Source organism: Haloferax marinisediminis (genome assembly GCF_009674585.1).
GTDB classification, from domain to species: domain Archaea; phylum Halobacteriota; class Halobacteria; order Halobacteriales; family Haloferacaceae; genus Haloferax; species Haloferax marinisediminis.
In genome coordinates this window covers 1594115-1613290 of the sequence record NZ_WKJP01000001.1, presented here as the reverse complement: position 1 = coordinate 1613290, position 19176 = coordinate 1594115, and the positions used below count along the sequence as shown (strand labels likewise).

The window sequence follows — 19176 nt, the reverse complement described above, 5'->3', positions numbered from 1 at the left end:
TAGGTAACAACTATCACTGGTGTTTCAATACCTCTCACATCGATAGACGTCTGTGATACCAGTTCAGTCTGCATTCGGTCTTGGTGACGCGTTGTTCTTCACGCCATTCGTCCTCCTCGGTGTCGCCATCCTCGTCTTCGGTGCGGTGATGGTGTATCTCGACCACAGAAAGGAGATGGCGCTCATCGAGAGCGGCCAGTACGCCGACGCGAATCCCGACCCCCGAGCATGGATTCTCGGTGGCGGCCTCCTCGTCCTAGCACTCGGACTCGGGAGCATCGTCTCGGCGTTCCTCTCCGGCGGTGCAGTCGGTGACGGCGTCACCGCCGTCTTCCTCGGCCTCGCGGCGCTCGCGTACTACTTCTACAAGCGCCGAGTCGTGGCTACGACGACTGCTTGAAAATCGAGTTTGTGACTTTTTCAGCCTTTGATGTTGCAGACGGGGAACGTCCGGGCGACCTTGTCGCCGATGCCTAACTCGTCGGAGACGCGCACGACTTCGTCTACGTCTTTGTAGACGCCGGGTGCTTCTTCGGCAACCGTCGCACCCGACTGTGCTTTCACGTATATCTTCTCTTGCTCGCGGAGTTCTTCTTGAACCGTCTCGCCCCAGTACTCCTGTTTCGCCTTCGTCCGACTCATCAAGCGACCTGCGCCGTGGGCCGTCGACCCGAACGTGAGACCGAGGGACTGCTCGCCGCCTCGAAGAACGTAGCTTCCTGCACCCATACTCCCAGGGATGATGACGGGTTGCCCCACGTCGGCGTACGCCGGCGGGAGTTCGGGTCGGCCAGCGGGGAACGCTCTGGTCGCGCCTTTTCGGTGGACGTAGAGTTCGCGCTCGTCGCCGTTCACGTCGTGGACCTCTTTCTTGGCGATGTTGTGCGCTACGTCGTAGAGGAGACGCATCTCCATGTCGCGCCAGTCGCGGTCGAACACGTCGGCGAACACCTCGCGCGTGCGGTGCATGATGAGTTGTCGGTTCACCCACGCGAAGTTGATGGCGGCGCACATCGCGCCGTAGTACTCTTCGGCGAGTTCGGACCCGGCGGGTGCGGCGGCGAGTTCCTTGTCCGGCAGTTCTTCGAGCAGGTCCGTGTGTTCTTTCTCGATGCGACGGAGGTAGTCCGTACAGGTCTGGTGGCCGAGGCCACGCGAGCCACAGTGAATGAGAACGACGATTTGGTCGGCTTCGAGGCCGAACGATTCGGCCACGTCGTCGCGGTAGATGTCGGTGACGCGCTGGACTTCGAGGAAGTGGTTTCCGGAGCCGAGGCTGCCGATTTGGTTGCGACCGCGGTCTTTGGCTTTTTGCGAGACGAACTCTGGACGTGCGTCGTCGCGGAAGCCTTCGTCCTCACAGTGGGCGAGGTCGTCTTCCGTGGCGTAGCCTTCGTCGAGCGCCCACTGCATCCCACGTTCGAGGATGTCGTCTATCGTCTCCGCGTCGCCCGTGACGACACCGCCGCCGCCGAGGCCACTCGGAATCGCGTCGAAGAGCGCCTCCACGAGTTCCTCTTCGTGTCCCTGAAGGTCCTCGTAGGTGAGGTTCGTCGTCATCATGCGGACGCCGCAGTTGATGTCGTAGCCGACGGCTCCCGGCGAGATACACCCATCAGTGGTGTCTGTCGCGCCGACGCCGCCGACGGGGAAGCCGTAGCCCTGGTGGCCGTCGGGCATGCAAATCGCGTGTTTGGTGATGCCCGGCAGGTGCGTCGCGTTCCGCAACTGTTCGAGCGTCTTGTCCTGTCCAATCTGTTCGAGCAGCGCCTCGGATGCGAGTATTCGCGCGGGGGCGTTCATCTCGCCCTCCTGCGGAATCTCCCAGACGTGCTCGCGAACTCGTCGCAGTTCGATATCGCCGAACTCGCGTGTGGTCATATCCGAACAATCGAGACGGCGATTGAATAGGATTCCGTCACGCCGCCAGTCAGTCGCCAGTCAGTCGCCCTTCGCAGACCGGGGTGGTTCGGTGGTCGGGGTGTCACTCTGACTGCGAGTGTGCAACGCCTCGTCGACGGAGAACGGTCCACCGCCGGTCACGAGCAGTGCCGAGACGAGGCCGAACAGTGAGATGTGGGCGAGAACTGGATCGTCCGGGAGGCCGAACAGCGTTGTCGTAAAGAGCAGGAACGAGACGCTCGATGCCGCACGAGTGAACGCGCCGGCGAGGAGGAGCAGCCCAACGAGCAGTTCGGTCAGTCCCGCGCCGACGACCCACAACTCGGGTGCGACGGGCACGACAGCAGTGAGGTCGTACTTGGCGACGACGGCGAGCGCGTCGCCGGGTTCCATCAGTTTCTGTGCCACACCGAGGTAGATGAAGGTGATACCGAGGCCGAGGCGGAGTATCGTGGGGACGTACGCTTCGAGGTGATTGGTTCGCTCGACGAACGGAAGCGCGACGCGGCGGTAGAACGGGTCGAAGCGGGAGTAGACCGTCCGGTCGTCTGCCGCCATGGAGGCGACCACGTCGTCAGCACTCGGCTTTCCACCACCGACGAGTGCGATCGCGAGGAACCCCGGGACGTACTCGAACGCGAGGAGGAGCGCGGGTTCCACGGCGAGGCCGACGAGATATGAGAGGAGACCGAACGCAGCGACGAGTCGCGTCCCAAAGCCGAACAGCAGGAGGAACCCGACAGTGATGCCGAACAAGCGGACGAAGACTGGCGACGCGGGTTCGACGACGGGCGAAAAGAAGTAGCCCGAAAAGCCTGCGCCGACCAGTGGGAGACCGACCGCGAGGCGAAGCAGCCACGGAAGGAGGTCTTCGTACGATTTGAGCGTGCGCCGGAAGACGCGGACGTCGTTCGGGAACGGTCGGAGTTTGAGGTAGGCCGCGCCGGCGATGGTGACACCGAGGCCACCCACGCCGAGGACGGCGAGGTTGAACGGGTTCGACAGCGCCGTGACGAGGAACGCGAGGACTTCGATGGGGTCGCTCCCCGGAGTCACGTACTTGACGTGCGCACTCACGGTGCCGGTCGCGACGGTGAGGAGGGCGACGAGGCCACTCAGTATGGCCGCGCGTCGAACGGTGGAGGACATACCCAACCTAGCCGACGAGTGCGTAAAACGCCGAGGGAATTATTCGGCTGAATTCAGCAGAGAGAAGGTATAGAACGATTGAACAAGAGAATCAGCCGATGCGTCGAATCAGACGTCGAAGACGACGTACGACTCCCACCCGTCGTCAGTCGAGTCGAGTCGCATCTCGGAGTAGGTGACTGCCTTCACGTCGCGCGCATCGACGTCGGCGAACGGAACCCCACGTGCCGAGGCATCGACCACCCACTCGTCGCCGTCCTGTCGGACCGTCGCTTCGTGAGCGACGGGGAGGACGCCCCGAACGTCGCGTTCGTAGATGAGTTGGTCGAGGTAGTCGAACAACGCGGCCTCTCTGCTCTCGGCGCGAACGGAGAGGGAGAAGCGTTCTCCTGTCTCGGGGATGTCGTCACACATCGCCGCAGCGAGGCCGTCGGCGACGGCGGCGAAGACTGCTCCGAGACTCGGGCCGTCGGCCTCGACGGCCACGTCGGCGGTGTGTTCGCGGAGTGTAAAGCCCATATCGACTAGAGCGTGGGCGACTATCCTCGTCCTTTCGGTCGGCCGTCGTGACTGGCAGCTATCCTGACAGAGGGGTATCGAGACAGGAGTCTGTCGTGACTGGCAGGTGTCCTGACGGACGGTGGAGTTATATTCTCGCTCCGGTTACCTCGGGATGTGAGCGTCAACGTGGAGATGCGGATAGACGGCCCCGGCGAGACCGAGTACGCCGAAGCGGCGTGGGCCCTCAAAGAAGAAATTCGGGTCAACGAGGGTCTCCTGAAGCAGCGCCGAGGGTTCTTCATGGACGCCTACCGGCGGTCGACGACCTATCTCCTCTTCGAAAACGACGCACTCGTCGCCTTCGCGTCGACACGACGCGACGGCTACATCCTGTTTCTCGCAGTCGCTCCCGAGGCCCGCGGTGAAGGCCACGGCAAACGACTCGTCGCCGAAGTCGCCAAGGAACATCCGGTGGTGACGTGCCACGCCCGGACGACGAACCAGAACGCCCTCGACTTCTACGAGCGGATGGGCTTCGAGGTCCAACGTCGCATCGACAACTACTACGAAGACGGCGGTGCGTCGTACTACCTCCGCCTCGGTGAAGAGGCGGGCCTCAGAGAACGTCTCTCGGAATTCCTGCGTCGCTGACGCGGAATCGGGTTCTCAGGTTCACTCACGTCGACGAACGACAGATTCGCACGCTGTCACACACCCTTGCTCGTATCCTTAATTTTTATTCGCTTCGTAGTAGTAGGACCGCGTATGTACATCGGAGTGCTCACTGTCCCACTCGGGAACGAATCACTCGACGACGCCCTCGACTACCTGTCGAGTATCGGCGTCTCGGGCGTCGAACTCGGCGTCGGCGGGTGGCCGGGCGAAGACCACGTCGACCGAACTTCTGTCCTCGGCGACGACGACGCGCAAGCAGACCTCCTCGCAGCGGTCGAGGAGCGCGACATGCAAATCAGCGCGCTGGCGACGCACAACAACCCGCTCCATCCGGACGAGGAGACGGCCGCCGAGGCCGACGACGAACTCCGGGAAGCCATCGAACTCGCCGATGCGCTCGGCGTCGACACCGTCACCTGCTTCTCCGGACTTCCTGCGGGCGGTCCGAACGACGAGGTTCCGAACTGGATTACGGCCCCGTGGCCGACAGAGCACGCCGACGCGCACGAGTACCAGTGGGAGGTCGCCATCGACTACTGGTCGGACCTCGCCGAGTTCGCAGACGACCACGGCGTCGACATGGCCATCGAGATGCACCCGAACATGCTCGTCTACGAACCGACGGGGATGCTGAAACTCCGCGAAGCAACCAACGAGCGCATCGGAGCTAACTTCGACCCATCACACCTCTACTGGCAGGACATCGACATCACCGAGGCAATCCGATTCCTCGGCGAACACGACGCAATCCACCACTTCCACGCCAAGGACACGAAGGTGTACGACCACCACGCGAAGGTCAAGGGTGTCCTCGACACCACCTCCTACGCCGACACCGCGGACCGTTCGTGGCTCTTCCGCTCGATTGGCTACGGCCACGGCGAAGAACACTGGAAGGACGTCGTCTCGACGCTCCGGATGGTCGGCTACGAAGGTGCGCTCTCCATCGAACACGAAGACGCCCTCACCTCCTCGAACGAAGGACTGGAGAAGGCGGTCGACGTGCTCTCGCGCGCCGTCTTCGAGACGAAACCCGGCGAAGCCTACTGGGCGGAGTAACCAATGTCTGAACCCCTCAAAGTCGGCGTCCTCGGCTACCGCTTCATGGGCAAAGCCCACTCGAACGCCCTCGCACGCCTCCCGATGTTCTTCCCCGAGGCACCCGAGGTGGAGCGAACGGTCATCGTCGGCCGCGACGAGGAAGCCCTCGCGGACGCTGCCGACCGATTCGGCTTCGAATCCACGGCGACCGACTGGCGCGATATCGTCGACGACGTGGACGTGTTCTACAACCTCGGTCCGAACCACCTCCACGCCGAACCCTCGATTGCGGCGCTCGACGCCGGCGTCGACGTCTTCTGTGAGAAACCGCTCGCGCCGACCCTCGAAGAGGCAAAGGAGATGCGCGACGCCGCCCGCGACGCCGACGCTGTCGCCGGGTGTGCCTTCAACTACCGCTTCGTGCCGGCTATCCAGTACGCGAAAGGCCTCATCGAAGACGGCGAACTCGGTGAGATTCACCACGTGCGCGGTCGCTATCTTCAAGATTGGCTCGTCGACCCCGAAGCGCCGTGGGCGTGGCGGATGGACAAAGACCTCGCCGGGTCCGGTGCCCTCGGTGACCTCGGTGCACACACTGTCGACCTCGCGCGCTTCCTCGTCGGCGAGGTTGCTGGCGACATCACTCGCGTCTCCGGGCACCTCCAGACGTTCGTCGACGAACGTCCCGTCCCCGGAACGGACGAGTACAAACCGGTCACCGTCGACGACGCCTACACCGCACAGGCCGAGTTCGAGAACGGCGCGATTGGCTCGTTCGAAGCCTCGCGCTTCGCGAACGGTCACAAGAACGACCACACCATCGAGATTCACGGGTCCGACGGAAGCCTGAAGTTCTCGCTCGAACGCCTCAACGAGTTGGAGGTCAAGACGGGCGATTCACGAGGCTACGAGACGGTGCTCGTCACCGACGAGTCCGACCCCTACGTCGACCACTGGTGGCCACCGGGCCACGTCATCGGGTGGGAGCACACCTTCGTCCACGAGAACTACGAGTTCCTCACGGCCGCTGCGGAAGGCGGCGAGTTCCACCCGTCGTTCGAAGACGCCTACGAGGTCCAGCAGGTGCTCGACGCAATCGAGCGCTCTGACGAGTCTGGCGAGTGGGTCGCTGTCGAATAGAAGAAGTCAGTCAGCGACTCAGAACTCGATGACGCCTTCGTCGGTGATGACCTGGTCGATAAGTTCGACCGGCGTCGCGTCGTAGGCGGGATTCTCCAGTTGGATTCCTTCGACGGGTTCGAGCATGACCTCGCTGGGCGAGCGAATCTCGTTCTCGAAGCGGAAGCCATCGTCGACGACTTTGGCACTCGACCCGACGACAGTCACGGGAACGCCCATCCGGGTGGCAGTGGCGACGAGCGGGAAGGTGCCGACGCGGTTGTACAGCGTCTCGTCGACGATGCAGTCCATGCCGATGACGACTCGGTCACACTCACTGAGGAATATGCCGGACGCGCCGTCGACCATCAGGTGTGGTTCGACGCCGTCGATAGCCGCGAGTTCACGTGCGAACTTCCGTCCGAGGAACCGTGGTCGGGCCTCTGTGACGTAGGCGGTCAGGTCTGCGCCGTCCGCGACGGCGAGTTCGACGGCTTCCATCACCGTCGAGGAGTAGTCGTGCGTGAGGAAGGTATCGCCGTCTTCGAAGAGCGACGCCGCGTTCTCTGCGGCACGACTCTTGCCCATCTCGACACTCTCGACGACGCGGTCGATGGTGTCGAGGGTGAGTTCTCGTGCCTCTTCGAACGTGTCTGCCTTCCCCTGTACGCCTCGAAGGACTTCCATCAACGCGTTGTAGAGAGAGGCGTGCGACTGGTTCGCGCGCTTGAGCGCGCCGACGTTGCGTTCGAGGTCACGTTCGAACTCTTCGACGGTCGCGTAGTTGCGCTCGGTCAACTCCGCGAGTGAGCGTGTAGCCTTGACGGCGACGACCGAGGAGCTGTGTGTCTGCATCTCGCGAATCTCCTCGATGGTCTCGTCTATCATACGAGAACCTCTGCGTATCGTGTGAAAGAGTTTCCGGGACAGTGGTCGACGTGTCAGTTTTCCGGCTCGGGTTCGGGAGTCGACCCGCCGTCGCCTGCGTCGGTCCGTTTGGCGTAGATGAACAGGACGATGGCCGTCACGAACCAGATGACTGCACCGACTCGGATGGCGAACCCGGCACGAGCACCCCACGTCGGGAGCGTCGTGTTCAACGAGAGGACTGCCACGATGGGCGACCCGACGAGAATCGTCGTGACGAACGTCATCTGCATGACCCACCCATAGTCGACGCCCTCTGGGTTCGTTCGCTCGACTGGTTGCACGACTAAAGCTACGAGGGCGGGGGCTAATGCGTGCCGGTTCCGTCGCGGACCACAAGGGTGACGCTGATAAGTCAGACGCGCGAACGGCCTTCATGGTCACGGTACGGGCCCTACAGACGAAGGCTGGGACGGAGCCAATTACGATGCTCACGGCGTACGACGCCCCGACAGCGCGCATCGTCGACGAGGCTGGAATCGACATCGTCCTCGTCGGGGACAGCATGGGAAACACGTCGCTCGGGTACGAATCGACGCTTCCGGTGACGGTCGACGAGATGTTGAGTCGGACTGGTGCGGTGGCACGGGCGACTGACGACGCCCTCGTCGTCGCCGACATGCCGTTCCTCTCGTTCGGCGTGGACGAAGCAGCGAGTATCGAGAACTGCGGCCGGATGCTCAAAGAAGCAGACGCAGACGCAGTCAAGTTGGAGAGCGGCCCGCACACGGTCAAGTTGACGAAGCGCCTCGTCCAACTCGGTATCCCAGTGATGGCACACCTGGGTCTCACGCCGCAACGCGTCAAAGAAGTCGGCTACAGCAGACAGGGAACCACCCGCGATAGCGCCCGAGAAATCCTCGAACTGGCGAAGGCACACGCCGAGGCAGGCGCGTTCTCACTGGTCCTCGAACACGTCCCGGCGAACGTCGCCAAGCAGGTGACGGAGACCATCGACATCCCGACCATCGGTATCGGTGCTGGCCCCGACTGTGACGGACAGGTTCTCGTCATCGACGACGTGGTCGGCATGAGCGACCGTGTGCCGCCGTTCGCAACCCAGTTCGGCGACGTGAAAGCCGAGATGGAGAAGGCAGTAGGTGCGTACCGAGACGCCGTCGAAGCGGGAGAATTCCCCGCCGAAGAACACAGCCACGTCGAGAAAGACTTAGACGAGTTGTACTGAGCGGACGACACTCGAACGTCGCGTCAGACGCCTCGTTTTCGGTGACGCATCAGACGCCCATGTTCCGAAGATGCGCCGGGCACCTATGTTTCGGAGACACGCTGGTCGAGGAACGATTTCACTGCCGCGTTGAACGCCGCCGGCTGTTCTAACATCGCCAGATGTGCAGCGTCCGCTATCGTCGCCATCTCGCAGTCCGGCATCGAGTCGGCGAGATACTCGTGATACGACGGTGGCGTGAGACGGTCGTGTTCACCGACGAGTGCGAGCGTCGGGACTGCTATCTCATCGAGGGTGTCGCGGACGTCGAAGGTGTGACAGGAGCGAAAGTCGCGGCTGGTGACCGCCTGCCCGGCGTCGTACATGGCTTGTTTCGAGCCGTCGATGAATCGCTCGTCGTCGCTGTGGAACAGTTTGTCGTCACCGTGAAGGAACGAGACAGCGCGGTCGAAGTCGTCGTCCAGCCAGTTCAATAGGTCGTCGAGGACGGCGAGTTTCGCGCCAGTTCCGGTGAGGACGAGGGCGTCGAGGTCGAGGTCGCGTTCCAGTGCGAGCGTCATGACGACGGCCCCGCCGAGGGAGTTGCCCACGAGGACACTCGCCCCCGTCGCGTCGGCGACGGCGACGACATCGTCGACGTAGGCAGAGAGCGTCTCGTATCCCGGTTCTGCGTCGATGTCGTCACTGTCACCGTGCCCGCTCAGGTCCAGTGCGGCGACCGGGTAGTCACCTGCGAGTCGGAACTGCCCGCGCCAGACGGCGTGTGAGCCTCCGCTCCCGTGAATGCACAGTATCGTTGGCCCCTCCCCGCCCGCGTCGCGGAGTCGATAGGCCGTCGTCCGTCCGTGGTGGTCCACCGTAGCCGCGTCCATACTAGCGAACTGAACGCCACGAGAGAATAAACCCCCACGAAGTGGTGAACCTCCGGGTTCGAATTCAGTTCGCCAAATGGGCCACTAGTTTGACGTTACTCCCCTGCGAATCAACTACCGAGGTACGACGAGTGTGAACCGCAATTCAACCGATAATGTGGTACTCCACCGTCGTCACCCGGTTTTTGGGAGAAAAGTTTATATAGTCAAAACGCTAACCTTGGGTTAGACTTATCATGAGCATGCAGCAATTCGCCGGTGGAAACGAACGTTTCATCCGCCGGTACGAATACGAAGATAGCTGGGTCATCGCGGCCGACATCGGTCTCTCGGAGGACGAGATCGACGTCGATATCGTCGGCACGACGGCTATCGTCGTCGCCGACACCGGCGGCCACATGACCGAGACGGAGTTCGAACTCCCCGTCGGCGGCGATGTCGACGTGGACGTTCGAAACGGCGTGCTCACCATCACCATCCAGAAATAAATGAAACTCACTGTCAAACCACTCAAGCAGAAGGACGCAGGCCGTGGACTCGCCGCAATCGACCGCGCTGCCGCCTCCGAACTCGGCCTCGAAGGTGGCGACTTCATCCGCATCGAGGGGCCCAACAGCGCGACCGCTATCGCGCGAGTCTGGCCCGGGTACCCTGAAGACCAGGGGACGGGCATCATCCGCATCGATGGCCGACTTCGCCAGCAGTCCGGTGTCGGTATCGACGACCGTGTGGAAGTCGAAAAGGCGGACGTAAAGCCCGCCAAGCGCGTCACGATTGCGCTCCCGCAGAACCTCCGTATCGGCGGAAACATCGGGACCTACATCCGCGACAAGCTCTCTGGGCAACCCGTCACGACGGGCCAGAACGTGCAGCTTCCGCTCGGATTCGGCTTCATGAGTGCGTCCAGTCAGTCGGTCCCCATCAAAATCGCCTCGACCGACCCCGACGGGACGGTCGTCGTCACCGACAGCACGGAGTTCCAGGTCAGCCAAAAGCCTGCCGAGCAGATCAAAGACACCGCCCCGAGCAGCGGCGACGGGCCGTCTGTGACCTACGAAGACATCGGTGGCCTCGACAAGGAACTCGAACAGGTCCGGGAGATGATCGAACTCCCGATGCGCCACCCGGAACTGTTCAAGCGCCTCGGTATCGAACCGCCGAAAGGCGTGCTCTTGCACGGCCCGCCGGGCACCGGGAAGACGCTCATCGCGAAGGCTGTCGCCAACGAAATCGACGCCTCGTTCCACACCATCTCCGGCCCGGAGATTATGTCGAAGTACTACGGAGAGTCCGAAGAACAACTCCGTGAAATCTTCGAGGAGGCGACCGAGCAGTCGCCCGCCATCGTCTTCATCGACGAAATCGACTCCATCGCACCCAAACGAAGCGAGGCCGGCGGTGACGTCGAACGCCGCGTCGTCGCCCAACTCCTCTCGCTTATGGACGGGTTGGACGAACGCGGCGAAGTCGTCGTCATCGGCGCGACCAACCGTGTCGACGCCATCGACACCGCACTCCGTCGGGGTGGCCGGTTCGACCGTGAGATAGAGATTGGCGTCCCGGACCGCGACGGCCGCAAGGAGATTCTGCAGGTCCACACGCGGAACATGCCGCTGTCGGACGGCATCGACCTCGACGAGTACGCCGACAGCACCCACGGGTTCGTCGGTGCCGACCTCGAATCCCTCGCCAAGGAGTCGGCGATGCACGCCCTGCGTCGCATCCGCCCGCAAATCGACCTCGACGCGGAGGAAATCGACGCCGAAGTCCTCGAAAACCTTCGGGTCACCGAGGACGACTTCAAACAGGCCCGCAAGAGCATCGAACCGTCGGCGCTCCGCGAAGTGTTCGTCGAAGTCCCGGACGTCAGCTGGACCGACGTCGGTGGCCTCGAAGACACCAAAGAGCGCCTCCGCGAGACCATCCAGTGGCCGCTCGAATACCCCGAGGTGTTCCAGCAGATGGACATGGACGCCGCCAAGGGCGTCCTGATGTACGGTCCGCCGGGAACGGGGAAGACGCTCCTCGCGAAGGCCGTCGCCAACGAGGCGGAGTCCAACTTCATCTCCATCAAGGGGCCCGAACTGCTGAACAAGTTCGTCGGTGAGTCCGAAAAGGGCGTCCGCGAAGTGTTCAAGAAGGCCCGCGAGAACGCCCCCACGGTGGTGTTCTTCGACGAAATCGACTCCATCGCGACCGAACGTGGCCGCGACTCGTCGAGTTCGGGTGTCACCGAACGCGTGGTCTCGCAGCTCCTGACGGAACTCGACGGCCTCGAATCCCTCGAAGACGTGGTCGTCATCGCGACGACCAACCGGCCAGACCTCATCGACTCGGCGCTCCTGCGTCCGGGTCGACTGGACCGTCACGTCCACGTCCCCGTGCCAGACGAGGATGCACGCCGTGCAATCCTCGACGTGCACACCCGAGACAAACCACTGGCTGACGACGTCGACCTCGACAAAATCGCCGCGAAGACCGACGGCTACGTCGGTGCCGACATCGAAGCGCTCACCCGTGAGGCATCGATGAACGCCTCCCGCGAGTTCATCCAGAGCGTGAAGAAAGAGGATATCCACGAGAGCATCGGCAACGTCCGCGTGACGATGGAACACTTCGAGAACGCACTCGACGAAATCCGTGCGAGCGTCACCGACGACGTCCGCCGCCGGTACGAAGAGATCGAAGAGCGCTTCCAGAAGAGCGAGGTCGAACGCGACCGCGAGACCGAAGTCGGTCGGACCTTCCAATAGGTTCCAGTAGGGTCTGCCGACCGCTGGTAGGTCTCTCTTGCTGACCGGCGTTCAGTCTTCGTTGACTATCTTTGGTTCGTGTGATTCCGCCGGACCGATATATTCTTAATACTCCTGTCTGCTATGTAGTGGTACCCACTAATCGGGATACTAAATTTTCAACTAGCTACGCGTTTGTTTCACCGGAAATGCGGTGTGTCCCTCCCCGATTGTAAAGATGGTACTCGGTGTGTAGTTGTCTCTCGACCAGCGGCCACGCTGCTGGTCAAAACCCTCCTGTTCGATACCTCAGGCCTCGATATCTGTGAGGATTGCTTCGGCGTGTCCCTCGGGAGAGACGCCTTCGTAAACGTGTTCTATGGTTCCACCGGGGCCGATGACGTACGTGTTGCGGAACACTCCGTCGAAGGTCTTTCCGAACATGTTCTTCTCGCCGTAGGAGTCGTACTTCGTCGAGACGGAACCGTCCTCGTCTGAGAGGAGTGAGAACGGAAGGTCGTACTTCTCGGCGAACGAGTCGAGGTCCGAGACGGGGTCGTCGCTGATGCCGAGGACGGTCACGTCACGGGCAGTGAACTCGTCCCACGAATCACGGAACCCACAGGCTTCGGTGGTACAGCCCGGCGTGTCCGCTCGGGGGTAGAAGTAGACCACGACGTGCTCGCCGCGGAAGTCAGAGAGTGAGACGGAGTCGCCGTGCTGGTCGGTGAGTTCGAAGTCGGGGGCATCGTCGCCGATTGCGAGCATATCACTCGCTTCGGACGGCGAGCAGAAGGGTGTTTCTTACTCGAGTCTCTCTGCGGCACCGCGTTCGACGAGTGGGCCCGCGTTGGCCGACGGGAGCGTCACCACGTCTTCTTCTGCGAGGTCGTACTCGCGTTCGTCGACGCCGAAGATGGTGCCTACGTCGGCGGTAATACGAACCGTCTCGCGTTCGTCCACGAGGCCGGAAAGCGGGTCGTCGTCGGGGGCCGACGCAGCGCGCTCTTCGGTCGACGGGTCGGCCGCCGGTGCTGTGTCGTCGCCGATAACTGCCGCCGCTTCGTCGACAGGGCGGTCGGTGCTGGACGTGTCGTCGCTCGTGGCCGACTTGGCGTCTTGTCCGGCCGACTGTTCGTCTGGTCCGGTCGGCTGCTCGTGCGTCGTGGCTGACTGCTCGTCGTCTGTCGGCGACGAGTCGTTCGAACTGCCACCCATCGCGTCCGCGAGCACGTCTCCCGCGTCTTCGGTTTCGGGAACACCAATCTCCGGGTCGGGTTCGTCCGGTGGAACCGCCGGGCCCGGTGAGGCAGTTTCGGTGGACGCTGGCTCGGCCTCTCGTGCACTCGGTGTGTCGGGAGAGACTGCCCCTGCGGCACCAGCAGTGCCCGTCGCGTCGTCGGCACCCACGTCTTCGAGCGTCGAGAGGACGTTCGTCCGATTCTCCTCGATGCGGGCGACCAGGTCGTCGAAGAGACGTTTTTCTTCGTGGGTCAGTCCTTCCGTGGTCGAGGACATCCCAGCGGCCGCGAAACTGGCGGCTTTGACGACTTTGCCGACACGCCGTTCGTAAATCGAGGTGACGACCTCTTCGGCAGTCTCGATTTCGTCGGTGATACGACGAATCTCCGACGAGTAGTGGGTGCCGAGCTCCTCGGCCTTGCGATTGCGCATCGCCTTCTGTTCGGCGATGAACTCCGCGACGTCGTCGTAGAACGACTCGCGGAGCTGCTGCAAGCTATCTTTCTGTCGCTCCGTCCGCAGCACACTCCTGAGGTCGTCTACGTTCATTCTGACACCTTCTCTGCTCGACCGCGGGCCATGAGAAACACCCCGAGGCTTTCGCGTACTGAGTGGACGCCCGACTGAAGTGTAAAGGTATCGTCATCGAACCTCACCTCACCGGGGTCGGTGACTCTGACAGTGATGTCGCGTCCCCGGAAGCGGTCGGGAACGGCGTCGACGAGTGGGTCGAACGCCTCGATTTCGTCGCGGTCGAGCGGTTCGACGACGAGGCCAGACCCACCGTGGATACTCTTCGGTAATCGAATCAGGCGCTTCGTGTCCGTGGTCACGGGTTCGTCGATTGGCGACGTCTCGTCGGTGATGGTCTCCTGTGCGAGTGCTTCGACCAGTGTCCGGACGCCGGGGCCACCCGCCTCGACGTTCCCCTCGCGGATGGCATCGGGGTTGTTCTGGAACGCACCGAGGATGGTCTTCGCTCGCCCGTCACCGATGCCGTCGAGTTCTTTCAGTCGTTCGAGGGCCGCCTCTTCTTCGAGGTCCATCAGCCCGTCGACGAACCGGAGGAGGCGCTGGTGGGTGCGCCGCCCCCACCCACCCTCAGTTCGGAGAACGCGACGAGTCGTCGTCCCGTGCTGGCGCGTCTCGATGAGGCCGTCGACGTCGAGGTCGATTGCGCGAATGTAGTCGACGACTTCGCGGCGTGCTTCGCTGTCGAGGCCGCGAATCGACTCGTCGCGGACGTGGACGTGGTAGCCGCGACCGCCGGAGAACACTGCCTGCATCTCGTCGAAGGCGAAGTCGTCTTCGAGGATGTCGAGGAGGTCCAGCAGTGCTTGCTTGCCCGCTTCGAGCATGTCCGGGTAGGCGGTCGTCTCGGGGTCGACACCGGGGAGGTGGTCCGCGTCGATGTCGAACACGAGGTCGGCCTCGCGCCACTCCTTGTCGTCCATCGAGGCCGCGCCGGGGTCGGCAAAGCGGGCGGACGAGAAGTACACGTGCCGGGGCGCGGTGCGTGCGAGGTAGTCACTGAGGTCTCCCAGGTCGAGTAACGACTGGTGGCGGTGCATCCGTGTCCCGCCGGCAGACCACGGGATGACGCCCCACTCCCGTTCGCTCGGGGCGGGCGGAAGGGGGATGTCGGTGCTTCGGTAGTAATCTCCGAAGCGACCTTCGAGGTACTCGCGAGTGCGCCCATCCATACACCTCGGATTCCAGAGGCGGGGGTAAAGCGATTACGTCTCTACGCGTTCAGAAGTGGACCTCTCAACGGTCTACTATTCTCACCGTGGACACACAAACTGACTCTCACACGTAAACTGACCCTCACACGTGGTGATGGTCGACGACGGCCTTGGGTACCGCTTTCCTCGCGGGCACGCGTGTGAACCATTTAGAGTCCAAAATAGGTGAGCCCAAACGGCTCGAACAACCCGAGTCCCAACAACTCGAACATCGACGTACACCGTGTCGTCGCCGACTGAACCACGCTCGGCGACGACCTCGATTCGGTCGAGCGTAACCTGGCAGTCAACAGGAGTAAACTCGTGCGGCGTTGTAGACACCGCAGGCCCCGGACCCGGGCAAAGATTAAGTTTCAATACTCCGAAATGACTCTGTAGTCGTCGAAGTTGCAAGACGGGGAGGCTTCCGGAGTGGCAGCACTATTGACAAGCGGTTTACTACAACAGCGGTAGTAGCCGGCACCCAAACTATAAATAATCACTAAATGTAGAGTACAAACTGTAATGGTTGATGCTGAATCACGCAAGGGCAAGCGGAATGGCGTCTCACGACGCAGCTTCGTGAAGGCTGCAGGCGCATCGGGCGTCGCAGTTGGACTCGCGGGCTGTATTAGCACCGGCGGCGGCGATGGTGACTCCGGTGGAGACGGTGGAGACGGCGGCGACGGTGGAGACACCGACACCCCGATCAACACCGAAGCACCGACTGAGGACATCACGCTTCAGTGGGCCGCAGACACGCGTATGGCAGACAGCGCGGACGAAATCCGTCAGGCACTTTCTGACGCTGGTCTCCCAGACAACATCACTGTCGAACTCATCGCAGGTTCGCAGGTTACCGACAACCGTCAGGCGCAGTACCAGCAGTGGCTGAACGGTGGCCGCGAAGAACCAACGCTCCTCATGATGGACAGTGGGTGGACGGTTCCGTTCATCGCGCGTAACCAGATCCAAAACCTGTCGCAGTCGCTCCCGTCCGAGATGATTTCGACCATCGAGGACCAGTACTTCGGTGCGAGCGTCGCCACGGCGAAGGGCGCGAACGGCGACCTGTACGGTCAGCCGCTGTTCCCTGACTTCCCGACGATGCAGTACCGCAAGGACCTGCTCCGCAACGCAGGCTACACCGACGAGGACTTCGAGACGTGGGCGACCGAGTCCATGTCCTGGGAAGAGTTCTCGGCGATTACGAAGGAAGCCATGGAAGCGAACTCCGACATCGAGTACGGCTTTACCTTCCAGGCGAACGTCTACGAGGGTCTCTCGTGCTGTGACTTCAACGAGTTCATGACCTCGTACGGTGGCGCCTACTTCGGTGGCCGCGAGAACCTCTTCGGCCCCGTCGGTGACCGACCGATTACGGTCGAAGAAGAACCCGTCCTCAACGCCATCCGGATGGTCCGCACGCTCATCCACGGCGAGGACGACGAACACGCTCTCGACGGCATCACGGGTAACATCTCGCCCGAGGCCGTCCTGCAGTGGACCGAGGAGCCGTCGCGCAAGCCGTTCACCGGTGGCAACGCAATCATGCACCGCAACTGGCCGTACTCGATCAACATCAACGGTGCCGACGACGTCTTCGGCGAAGACCTCGGTGTCATGCCGATTCCGTACGGTGTCACGCCGGACGAAGCTCAGTACGAAGGCACTGGTGGCCCCGTCGCAGCCCTCGGTGGCTGGCACCTGACGCTGAACCCGAACGCACCGGACGAGAAGAAGCAGGCCGCTGTGCAGGTGTTCAAGGCCATGCAGGAAGAGCAGTTCCAGCTCGACATGTTCGAAATCGGTGGGTGGATTCCGCCGCGTCCCGCGACGCTCGACTCCGACCGCGCACAACAGGTGCCGGTCATCGGTCGGTACCTCGACGCCCTGAAGGTTGCTGGCGAGAACGCGATTCCGCGTCCGGTCACCGTCGTGTGGCCCCAGCAGTCCGGGAAGGTCTCTCAGGAAGTCAACAACGCGATGGCCCAGGAGAAGTCGCCCGAACAGGCGATGTCGGACCTCGCAAACCAGCTCGAACAGATCGAGCAGAGCGCCTCGTAACTCCGTCGTTGGGTAAGACGTAACACCACCCACAATCGTTATTAATTGTCATGGCAACAGAGCAAAAATCGGGGGAGGCACTCTCTGAGTCCCGACGGAGCGGTCCGTACGCGTCTGCCGTCAACTGGATGGAGAATCTGTCCGAGACGCAGTTCGCGTACCTGCTTCTAACGCCCGCACTCATCCTTTTGGGGGTAATCGCAGTGTACCCGCTAGCGACGACGTTCAGCATGTCGCTGTTCGCCGACCAGCTAACGGGGTCTGCACGACTGGGTGAGTTCGTTGGGCTGCAGAACTACATCGACCTCTTCACTGGCGCGCGAGACTTCGCGCTTCCGTCGGCCTTCCTTCCGACCTTCACGACAGAATTCCCGTTCGTAACAGACATCTACTCGAGTGCGCTGATGGTGACGCTCATCTTCACCGTCTTCAGTGTGCTCTTCGAAACACTCATCGGCTTCGGTCAGGCACTCATCTTAGACCAGGACTTCCGTGGTCGGCGATGGGTCCGCGTCGCTATCATCATCCCGTGGGCCGTTCCCATCGTCATTCAGGGGATGATCTGGTATCTGATGTTCCAGCCGAACATCGGGTTCCTCATCGGAACGACGGAAAACCCGGCGCTGCTGAACCAACTCGGTCTCATCGGAACGACGCCACTGCGCGACACCGCAGACTCGCTGTTCCTCATCATCGTGGCCGACGTCTGGAAGACTTCGGCGTTCATGGCGCTGCTCATCCTCGCAGGGATGCAGAGTATCGACCGCTCGCTGTACGACGTCGCGAAAGTCGCCGGCGCATCCCGCTGGCAGCAGTTCAGGATGATTACGTTACCGCTCATCCTGCCGACGGTGCTGGTCGCGATGCTGTTCCGCACCATCGACGCGATGCGCGTCTACGGTATCATCGAGACGATGGCAGGGTGTCAGACCGTGCCGTCGCTCTCCTGTCTCGTCGTCAGTACGTTCAACGCACCGCTGTACGGGACCTCCGCGACGGTGGCATTCGTCACCGCAGCGATCATCGCGCTCGTGGTCTCCGTGTACATCTACAACTTCGCCAGCGAGGGGCTCTAAGATGTCTAACGAAAACTCAGGAATCAACCTCGGTTCCGACGACGCTGAGATGAAGCGCGGGCCGTTCGGCCGCTGGGTCAACAAGGCGATTAAGAACCCCGACAGAGTGTACCGAGCGATGTTCTACGTCGCGACGGTGTTCTTCTTGGTCACGACGCTGTTCCCGTTCTACTGGCTCTTGGTCATCGCGCTCACGCCGAACCGTCTCATCACCAACATGGGGCTGCTCCCGAAAGGGTTCAACCCGGCGGTGTTCATCGAGATGTTCGAGCGCGTGCCGTTCCACTTGTACATGTTCAACAGCTTCGTGTTGGGCATCACGACGACGATTATCGTGTTGCTCCTCGCGAGTCTCGCGGGGTACGTCTTCGGGCGCCTCCGCTTCCGCGGGAAGGGAGCGTTGATGCTCGGCATCCTCGCAATCTCGTACTTCCCGCCGGCAGCGTTCCTCATCCCGCTGTTCGAACTGTTCACCGGGAACACAGCGATTAGCCTGGGCGCAATCACCATCTCGTCGCCGGACCTGTTCAACACGCCGGCACCGATGGTGTTCCCGTTCAGTGCGTTGCTGCTCCCGCTGTCCATCTTCATCCTCACGACGTTCTACGGGCAGATTCCCGACGGACTGGAGGATGCAGCGCGGGTCGAAGGAACGACACGGCTCGGGGCGCTCTTCCGCGTCATCGTGCCGCTGTCAGCACCCGGTGTCGCGACCGCAGGAGTCCTCACGTTCATCGCTGTGTACAACGAGTTCTTCTTCTCGTTCCTGATGAACAACGGTGAGGCCTCCTCGTGGGCACCAATCGTCGCTGGTATCCTGAAATATCAAGGCCAGTTCGACACGCCGTACAACCTGATGGCCGCCGCTTCCATCGTGGGGGTCTTACCCGTGGCCATCCTTGTCATAATCGCACAGGAACGTATCGTCAGCGGACTAACTGCAGGAGCACTGAAGGAGTAACC

19 protein-coding genes are annotated in these 19176 nt (G+C 62.1%); 10 read left to right on the top strand and 9 right to left on the bottom strand.

Annotated elements, in window-relative coordinates:
• The first annotated feature begins 52 nt into the window (after positions 1 to 52).
• On the top strand, positions 53 to 400 hold the full coding sequence (locus GJR98_RS08380) for a hypothetical protein (RefSeq protein WP_151137290.1): 348 nt from the start codon (positions 53 to 55) through the stop codon (positions 398 to 400).
• A 20-nt stretch (positions 401 to 420) separates the two neighbouring features.
• Here the strand turns inward: GJR98_RS08380 and GJR98_RS08375 are convergent, their stop codons facing one another.
• The 3 genes from GJR98_RS08375 to GJR98_RS08365 form a co-directional block, all read right to left on the bottom strand.
• Positions 421 to 1881, bottom strand: coding sequence for an RtcB family protein (locus GJR98_RS08375; RefSeq protein ID WP_151137288.1), 1461 nt, complete (start codon positions 1879 to 1881; stop codon positions 421 to 423).
• 60 nt (positions 1882 to 1941) lie between these two features.
• Complete coding sequence (locus GJR98_RS08370) at positions 1942 to 3051, bottom strand: DoxX family protein (protein WP_151137286.1); 1110 nt, start codon at positions 3049 to 3051, stop codon at positions 1942 to 1944.
• A gap of 108 nt (positions 3052 to 3159) precedes the next feature.
• Entirely contained in the window at positions 3160 to 3570 is a 411-nt protein-coding gene (locus GJR98_RS08365; protein WP_151137284.1) for an archease, read from the bottom strand.
• Positions 3571 to 3726: 156 nt separating this feature from the next.
• Between GJR98_RS08365 and GJR98_RS08360 the strand changes: the two genes are divergently transcribed.
• From GJR98_RS08360 to GJR98_RS08350, 3 genes are all read left to right on the top strand, one after another.
• Positions 3727 to 4203, top strand: a complete 477-nt coding sequence (locus tag GJR98_RS08360; RefSeq protein ID WP_151137282.1) for a GNAT family N-acetyltransferase — start codon at positions 3727 to 3729, stop codon at positions 4201 to 4203.
• Positions 4204 to 4317: 114 nt separating this feature from the next.
• Entirely contained in the window at positions 4318 to 5286 is a 969-nt protein-coding gene (locus tag GJR98_RS08355) for a sugar phosphate isomerase/epimerase family protein (protein WP_151137280.1), read from the top strand.
• Between the two features lie 3 nt (positions 5287 to 5289).
• The gene (locus GJR98_RS08350; RefSeq protein WP_151137278.1) at positions 5290 to 6408 is read left to right on the top strand and encodes a Gfo/Idh/MocA family protein; all 1119 of its coding nucleotides are present in this window, start codon (positions 5290 to 5292) and stop codon (positions 6406 to 6408) included.
• Positions 6409 to 6426: 18 nt separating this feature from the next.
• Here the strand turns inward: GJR98_RS08350 and GJR98_RS08345 are convergent, their stop codons facing one another.
• Together GJR98_RS08345 and GJR98_RS08340 are read right to left on the bottom strand one after the other, a co-directional pair.
• The gene (locus GJR98_RS08345; RefSeq protein ID WP_151137276.1) at positions 6427 to 7275 is read right to left on the bottom strand and encodes a translation initiation factor eIF-2B; all 849 of its coding nucleotides are present in this window, start codon (positions 7273 to 7275) and stop codon (positions 6427 to 6429) included.
• A 53-nt stretch (positions 7276 to 7328) separates the two neighbouring features.
• Entirely contained in the window at positions 7329 to 7598 is a 270-nt protein-coding gene (locus GJR98_RS08340) for a DUF5822 domain-containing protein (protein ID WP_151137274.1), read from the bottom strand.
• A 92-nt stretch (positions 7599 to 7690) separates the two neighbouring features.
• On the opposite strand from GJR98_RS08340, the gene panB reads away from it, so the two are divergent.
• Positions 7691 to 8500 carry a 3-methyl-2-oxobutanoate hydroxymethyltransferase gene (panB, locus tag GJR98_RS08335; RefSeq protein ID WP_151139408.1) on the top strand — a complete coding sequence of 270 codons (810 nt, stop codon included), beginning with the start codon at positions 7691 to 7693 and terminating at the stop codon, positions 8498 to 8500.
• A gap of 83 nt (positions 8501 to 8583) precedes the next feature.
• Here panB and GJR98_RS08330 read toward each other — a convergent pair whose 3' ends face one another.
• Positions 8584 to 9372, bottom strand: coding sequence for an alpha/beta fold hydrolase (locus GJR98_RS08330; RefSeq protein ID WP_151137272.1), 789 nt, complete (start codon positions 9370 to 9372; stop codon positions 8584 to 8586).
• Positions 9373 to 9608: 236 nt separating this feature from the next.
• Here GJR98_RS08330 and GJR98_RS08325 point away from each other — a divergent pair, with 236 nt between their 5' ends.
• Positions 9609 to 9860, top strand: coding sequence for an Hsp20/alpha crystallin family protein (locus tag GJR98_RS08325; RefSeq protein ID WP_191965438.1), 252 nt, complete (start codon positions 9609 to 9611; stop codon positions 9858 to 9860).
• Complete coding sequence (locus tag GJR98_RS08320; protein ID WP_151137270.1) at positions 9861 to 12125, top strand: CDC48 family AAA ATPase; 2265 nt, start codon at positions 9861 to 9863, stop codon at positions 12123 to 12125.
• A 288-nt stretch (positions 12126 to 12413) separates the two neighbouring features.
• Here the strand turns inward: GJR98_RS08320 and bcp are convergent, their stop codons facing one another.
• The 3 genes from bcp to priS are packed head-to-tail and all read right to left on the bottom strand — an operon-like array spanning position 12414 to position 15049.
• Positions 12414 to 12872: a thioredoxin-dependent thiol peroxidase gene (bcp, locus tag GJR98_RS08315; protein ID WP_151137268.1), complete on the bottom strand. Its 459-nt coding sequence runs from the start codon at positions 12870 to 12872 to the stop codon at positions 12414 to 12416.
• 36 nt (positions 12873 to 12908) lie between these two features.
• Complete coding sequence (locus tag GJR98_RS08310) at positions 12909 to 13895, bottom strand: DNA replication protein (protein WP_151137266.1); 987 nt, start codon at positions 13893 to 13895, stop codon at positions 12909 to 12911.
• Positions 13892 to 15049: a DNA primase small subunit PriS gene (priS, locus tag GJR98_RS08305; RefSeq protein ID WP_151137264.1), complete on the bottom strand. Its 1158-nt coding sequence runs from the start codon at positions 15047 to 15049 to the stop codon at positions 13892 to 13894. The genes GJR98_RS08310 and priS overlap by 4 nt, the downstream gene beginning before the upstream one ends.
• Before the next feature lie 546 nt (positions 15050 to 15595).
• Here priS and GJR98_RS08300 point away from each other — a divergent pair.
• The 3 genes from GJR98_RS08300 to GJR98_RS08290 all read left to right on the top strand — a co-directional run bounded on the left by GJR98_RS08300 (position 15596) and on the right by GJR98_RS08290 (position 19174).
• Entirely contained in the window at positions 15596 to 17137 is a 1542-nt protein-coding gene (locus GJR98_RS08300) for a substrate-binding domain-containing protein (RefSeq protein WP_151137262.1), read from the top strand.
• Between the two features lie 128 nt (positions 17138 to 17265).
• Positions 17266 to 18213, top strand: coding sequence for a carbohydrate ABC transporter permease (locus GJR98_RS08295; protein WP_191965483.1), 948 nt, complete (start codon positions 17266 to 17268; stop codon positions 18211 to 18213).
• Between the two features lies 1 nt (position 18214).
• Positions 18215 to 19174 carry a carbohydrate ABC transporter permease gene (locus GJR98_RS08290; protein WP_151137258.1) on the top strand — a complete coding sequence of 320 codons (960 nt, stop codon included), beginning with the start codon at positions 18215 to 18217 and terminating at the stop codon, positions 19172 to 19174.
• Positions 19175 to 19176: the final 2 nt, after the last annotated feature.

Bases quoted from the DNA above. Each gene is read 5' to 3' on its own strand.
- GJR98_RS08375 (WP_151137288.1), bottom strand. From the start codon at position 1,881: ATGACCACACGCGAGTTCGGCGATATCGAACTGCGACGAGTTCGCGAG.
- GJR98_RS08370 (WP_151137286.1), bottom strand. From the start codon at position 3,051: ATGTCCTCCACCGTTCGACGCGCGGCCATACTGAGTGGCCTCGTCGCC.
- GJR98_RS08365 (WP_151137284.1), bottom strand. From the start codon at position 3,570: ATGGGCTTTACACTCCGCGAACACACCGCCGACGTGGCCGTCGAGGCC.
- GJR98_RS08355 (WP_151137280.1), top strand. From the start codon at position 4,318: ATGTACATCGGAGTGCTCACTGTCCCACTCGGGAACGAATCACTCGAC.
- GJR98_RS08350 (WP_151137278.1), top strand. From the start codon at position 5,290: ATGTCTGAACCCCTCAAAGTCGGCGTCCTCGGCTACCGCTTCATGGGC.
- GJR98_RS08345 (WP_151137276.1), bottom strand. From the start codon at position 7,275: ATGATAGACGAGACCATCGAGGAGATTCGCGAGATGCAGACACACAGC.
- panB (WP_151139408.1), top strand. From the start codon at position 7,691: ATGGTCACGGTACGGGCCCTACAGACGAAGGCTGGGACGGAGCCAATT.
- GJR98_RS08330 (WP_151137272.1), bottom strand. From the start codon at position 9,372: ATGGACGCGGCTACGGTGGACCACCACGGACGGACGACGGCCTATCGA.
- GJR98_RS08325 (WP_191965438.1), top strand. From the start codon at position 9,609: ATGAGCATGCAGCAATTCGCCGGTGGAAACGAACGTTTCATCCGCCGG.
- GJR98_RS08320 (WP_151137270.1), top strand. From the start codon at position 9,861: ATGAAACTCACTGTCAAACCACTCAAGCAGAAGGACGCAGGCCGTGGA.
- bcp (WP_151137268.1), bottom strand. From the start codon at position 12,872: ATGCTCGCAATCGGCGACGATGCCCCCGACTTCGAACTCACCGACCAG.
- GJR98_RS08310 (WP_151137266.1), bottom strand. From the start codon at position 13,895: ATGAACGTAGACGACCTCAGGAGTGTGCTGCGGACGGAGCGACAGAAA.
- priS (WP_151137264.1), bottom strand. From the start codon at position 15,049: ATGGATGGGCGCACTCGCGAGTACCTCGAAGGTCGCTTCGGAGATTAC.
- GJR98_RS08300 (WP_151137262.1), top strand. From the start codon at position 15,596: ATGGTTGATGCTGAATCACGCAAGGGCAAGCGGAATGGCGTCTCACGA.
- GJR98_RS08295 (WP_191965483.1), top strand. From the start codon at position 17,266: ATGGAGAATCTGTCCGAGACGCAGTTCGCGTACCTGCTTCTAACGCCC.
- GJR98_RS08290 (WP_151137258.1), top strand. From the start codon at position 18,215: ATGTCTAACGAAAACTCAGGAATCAACCTCGGTTCCGACGACGCTGAG.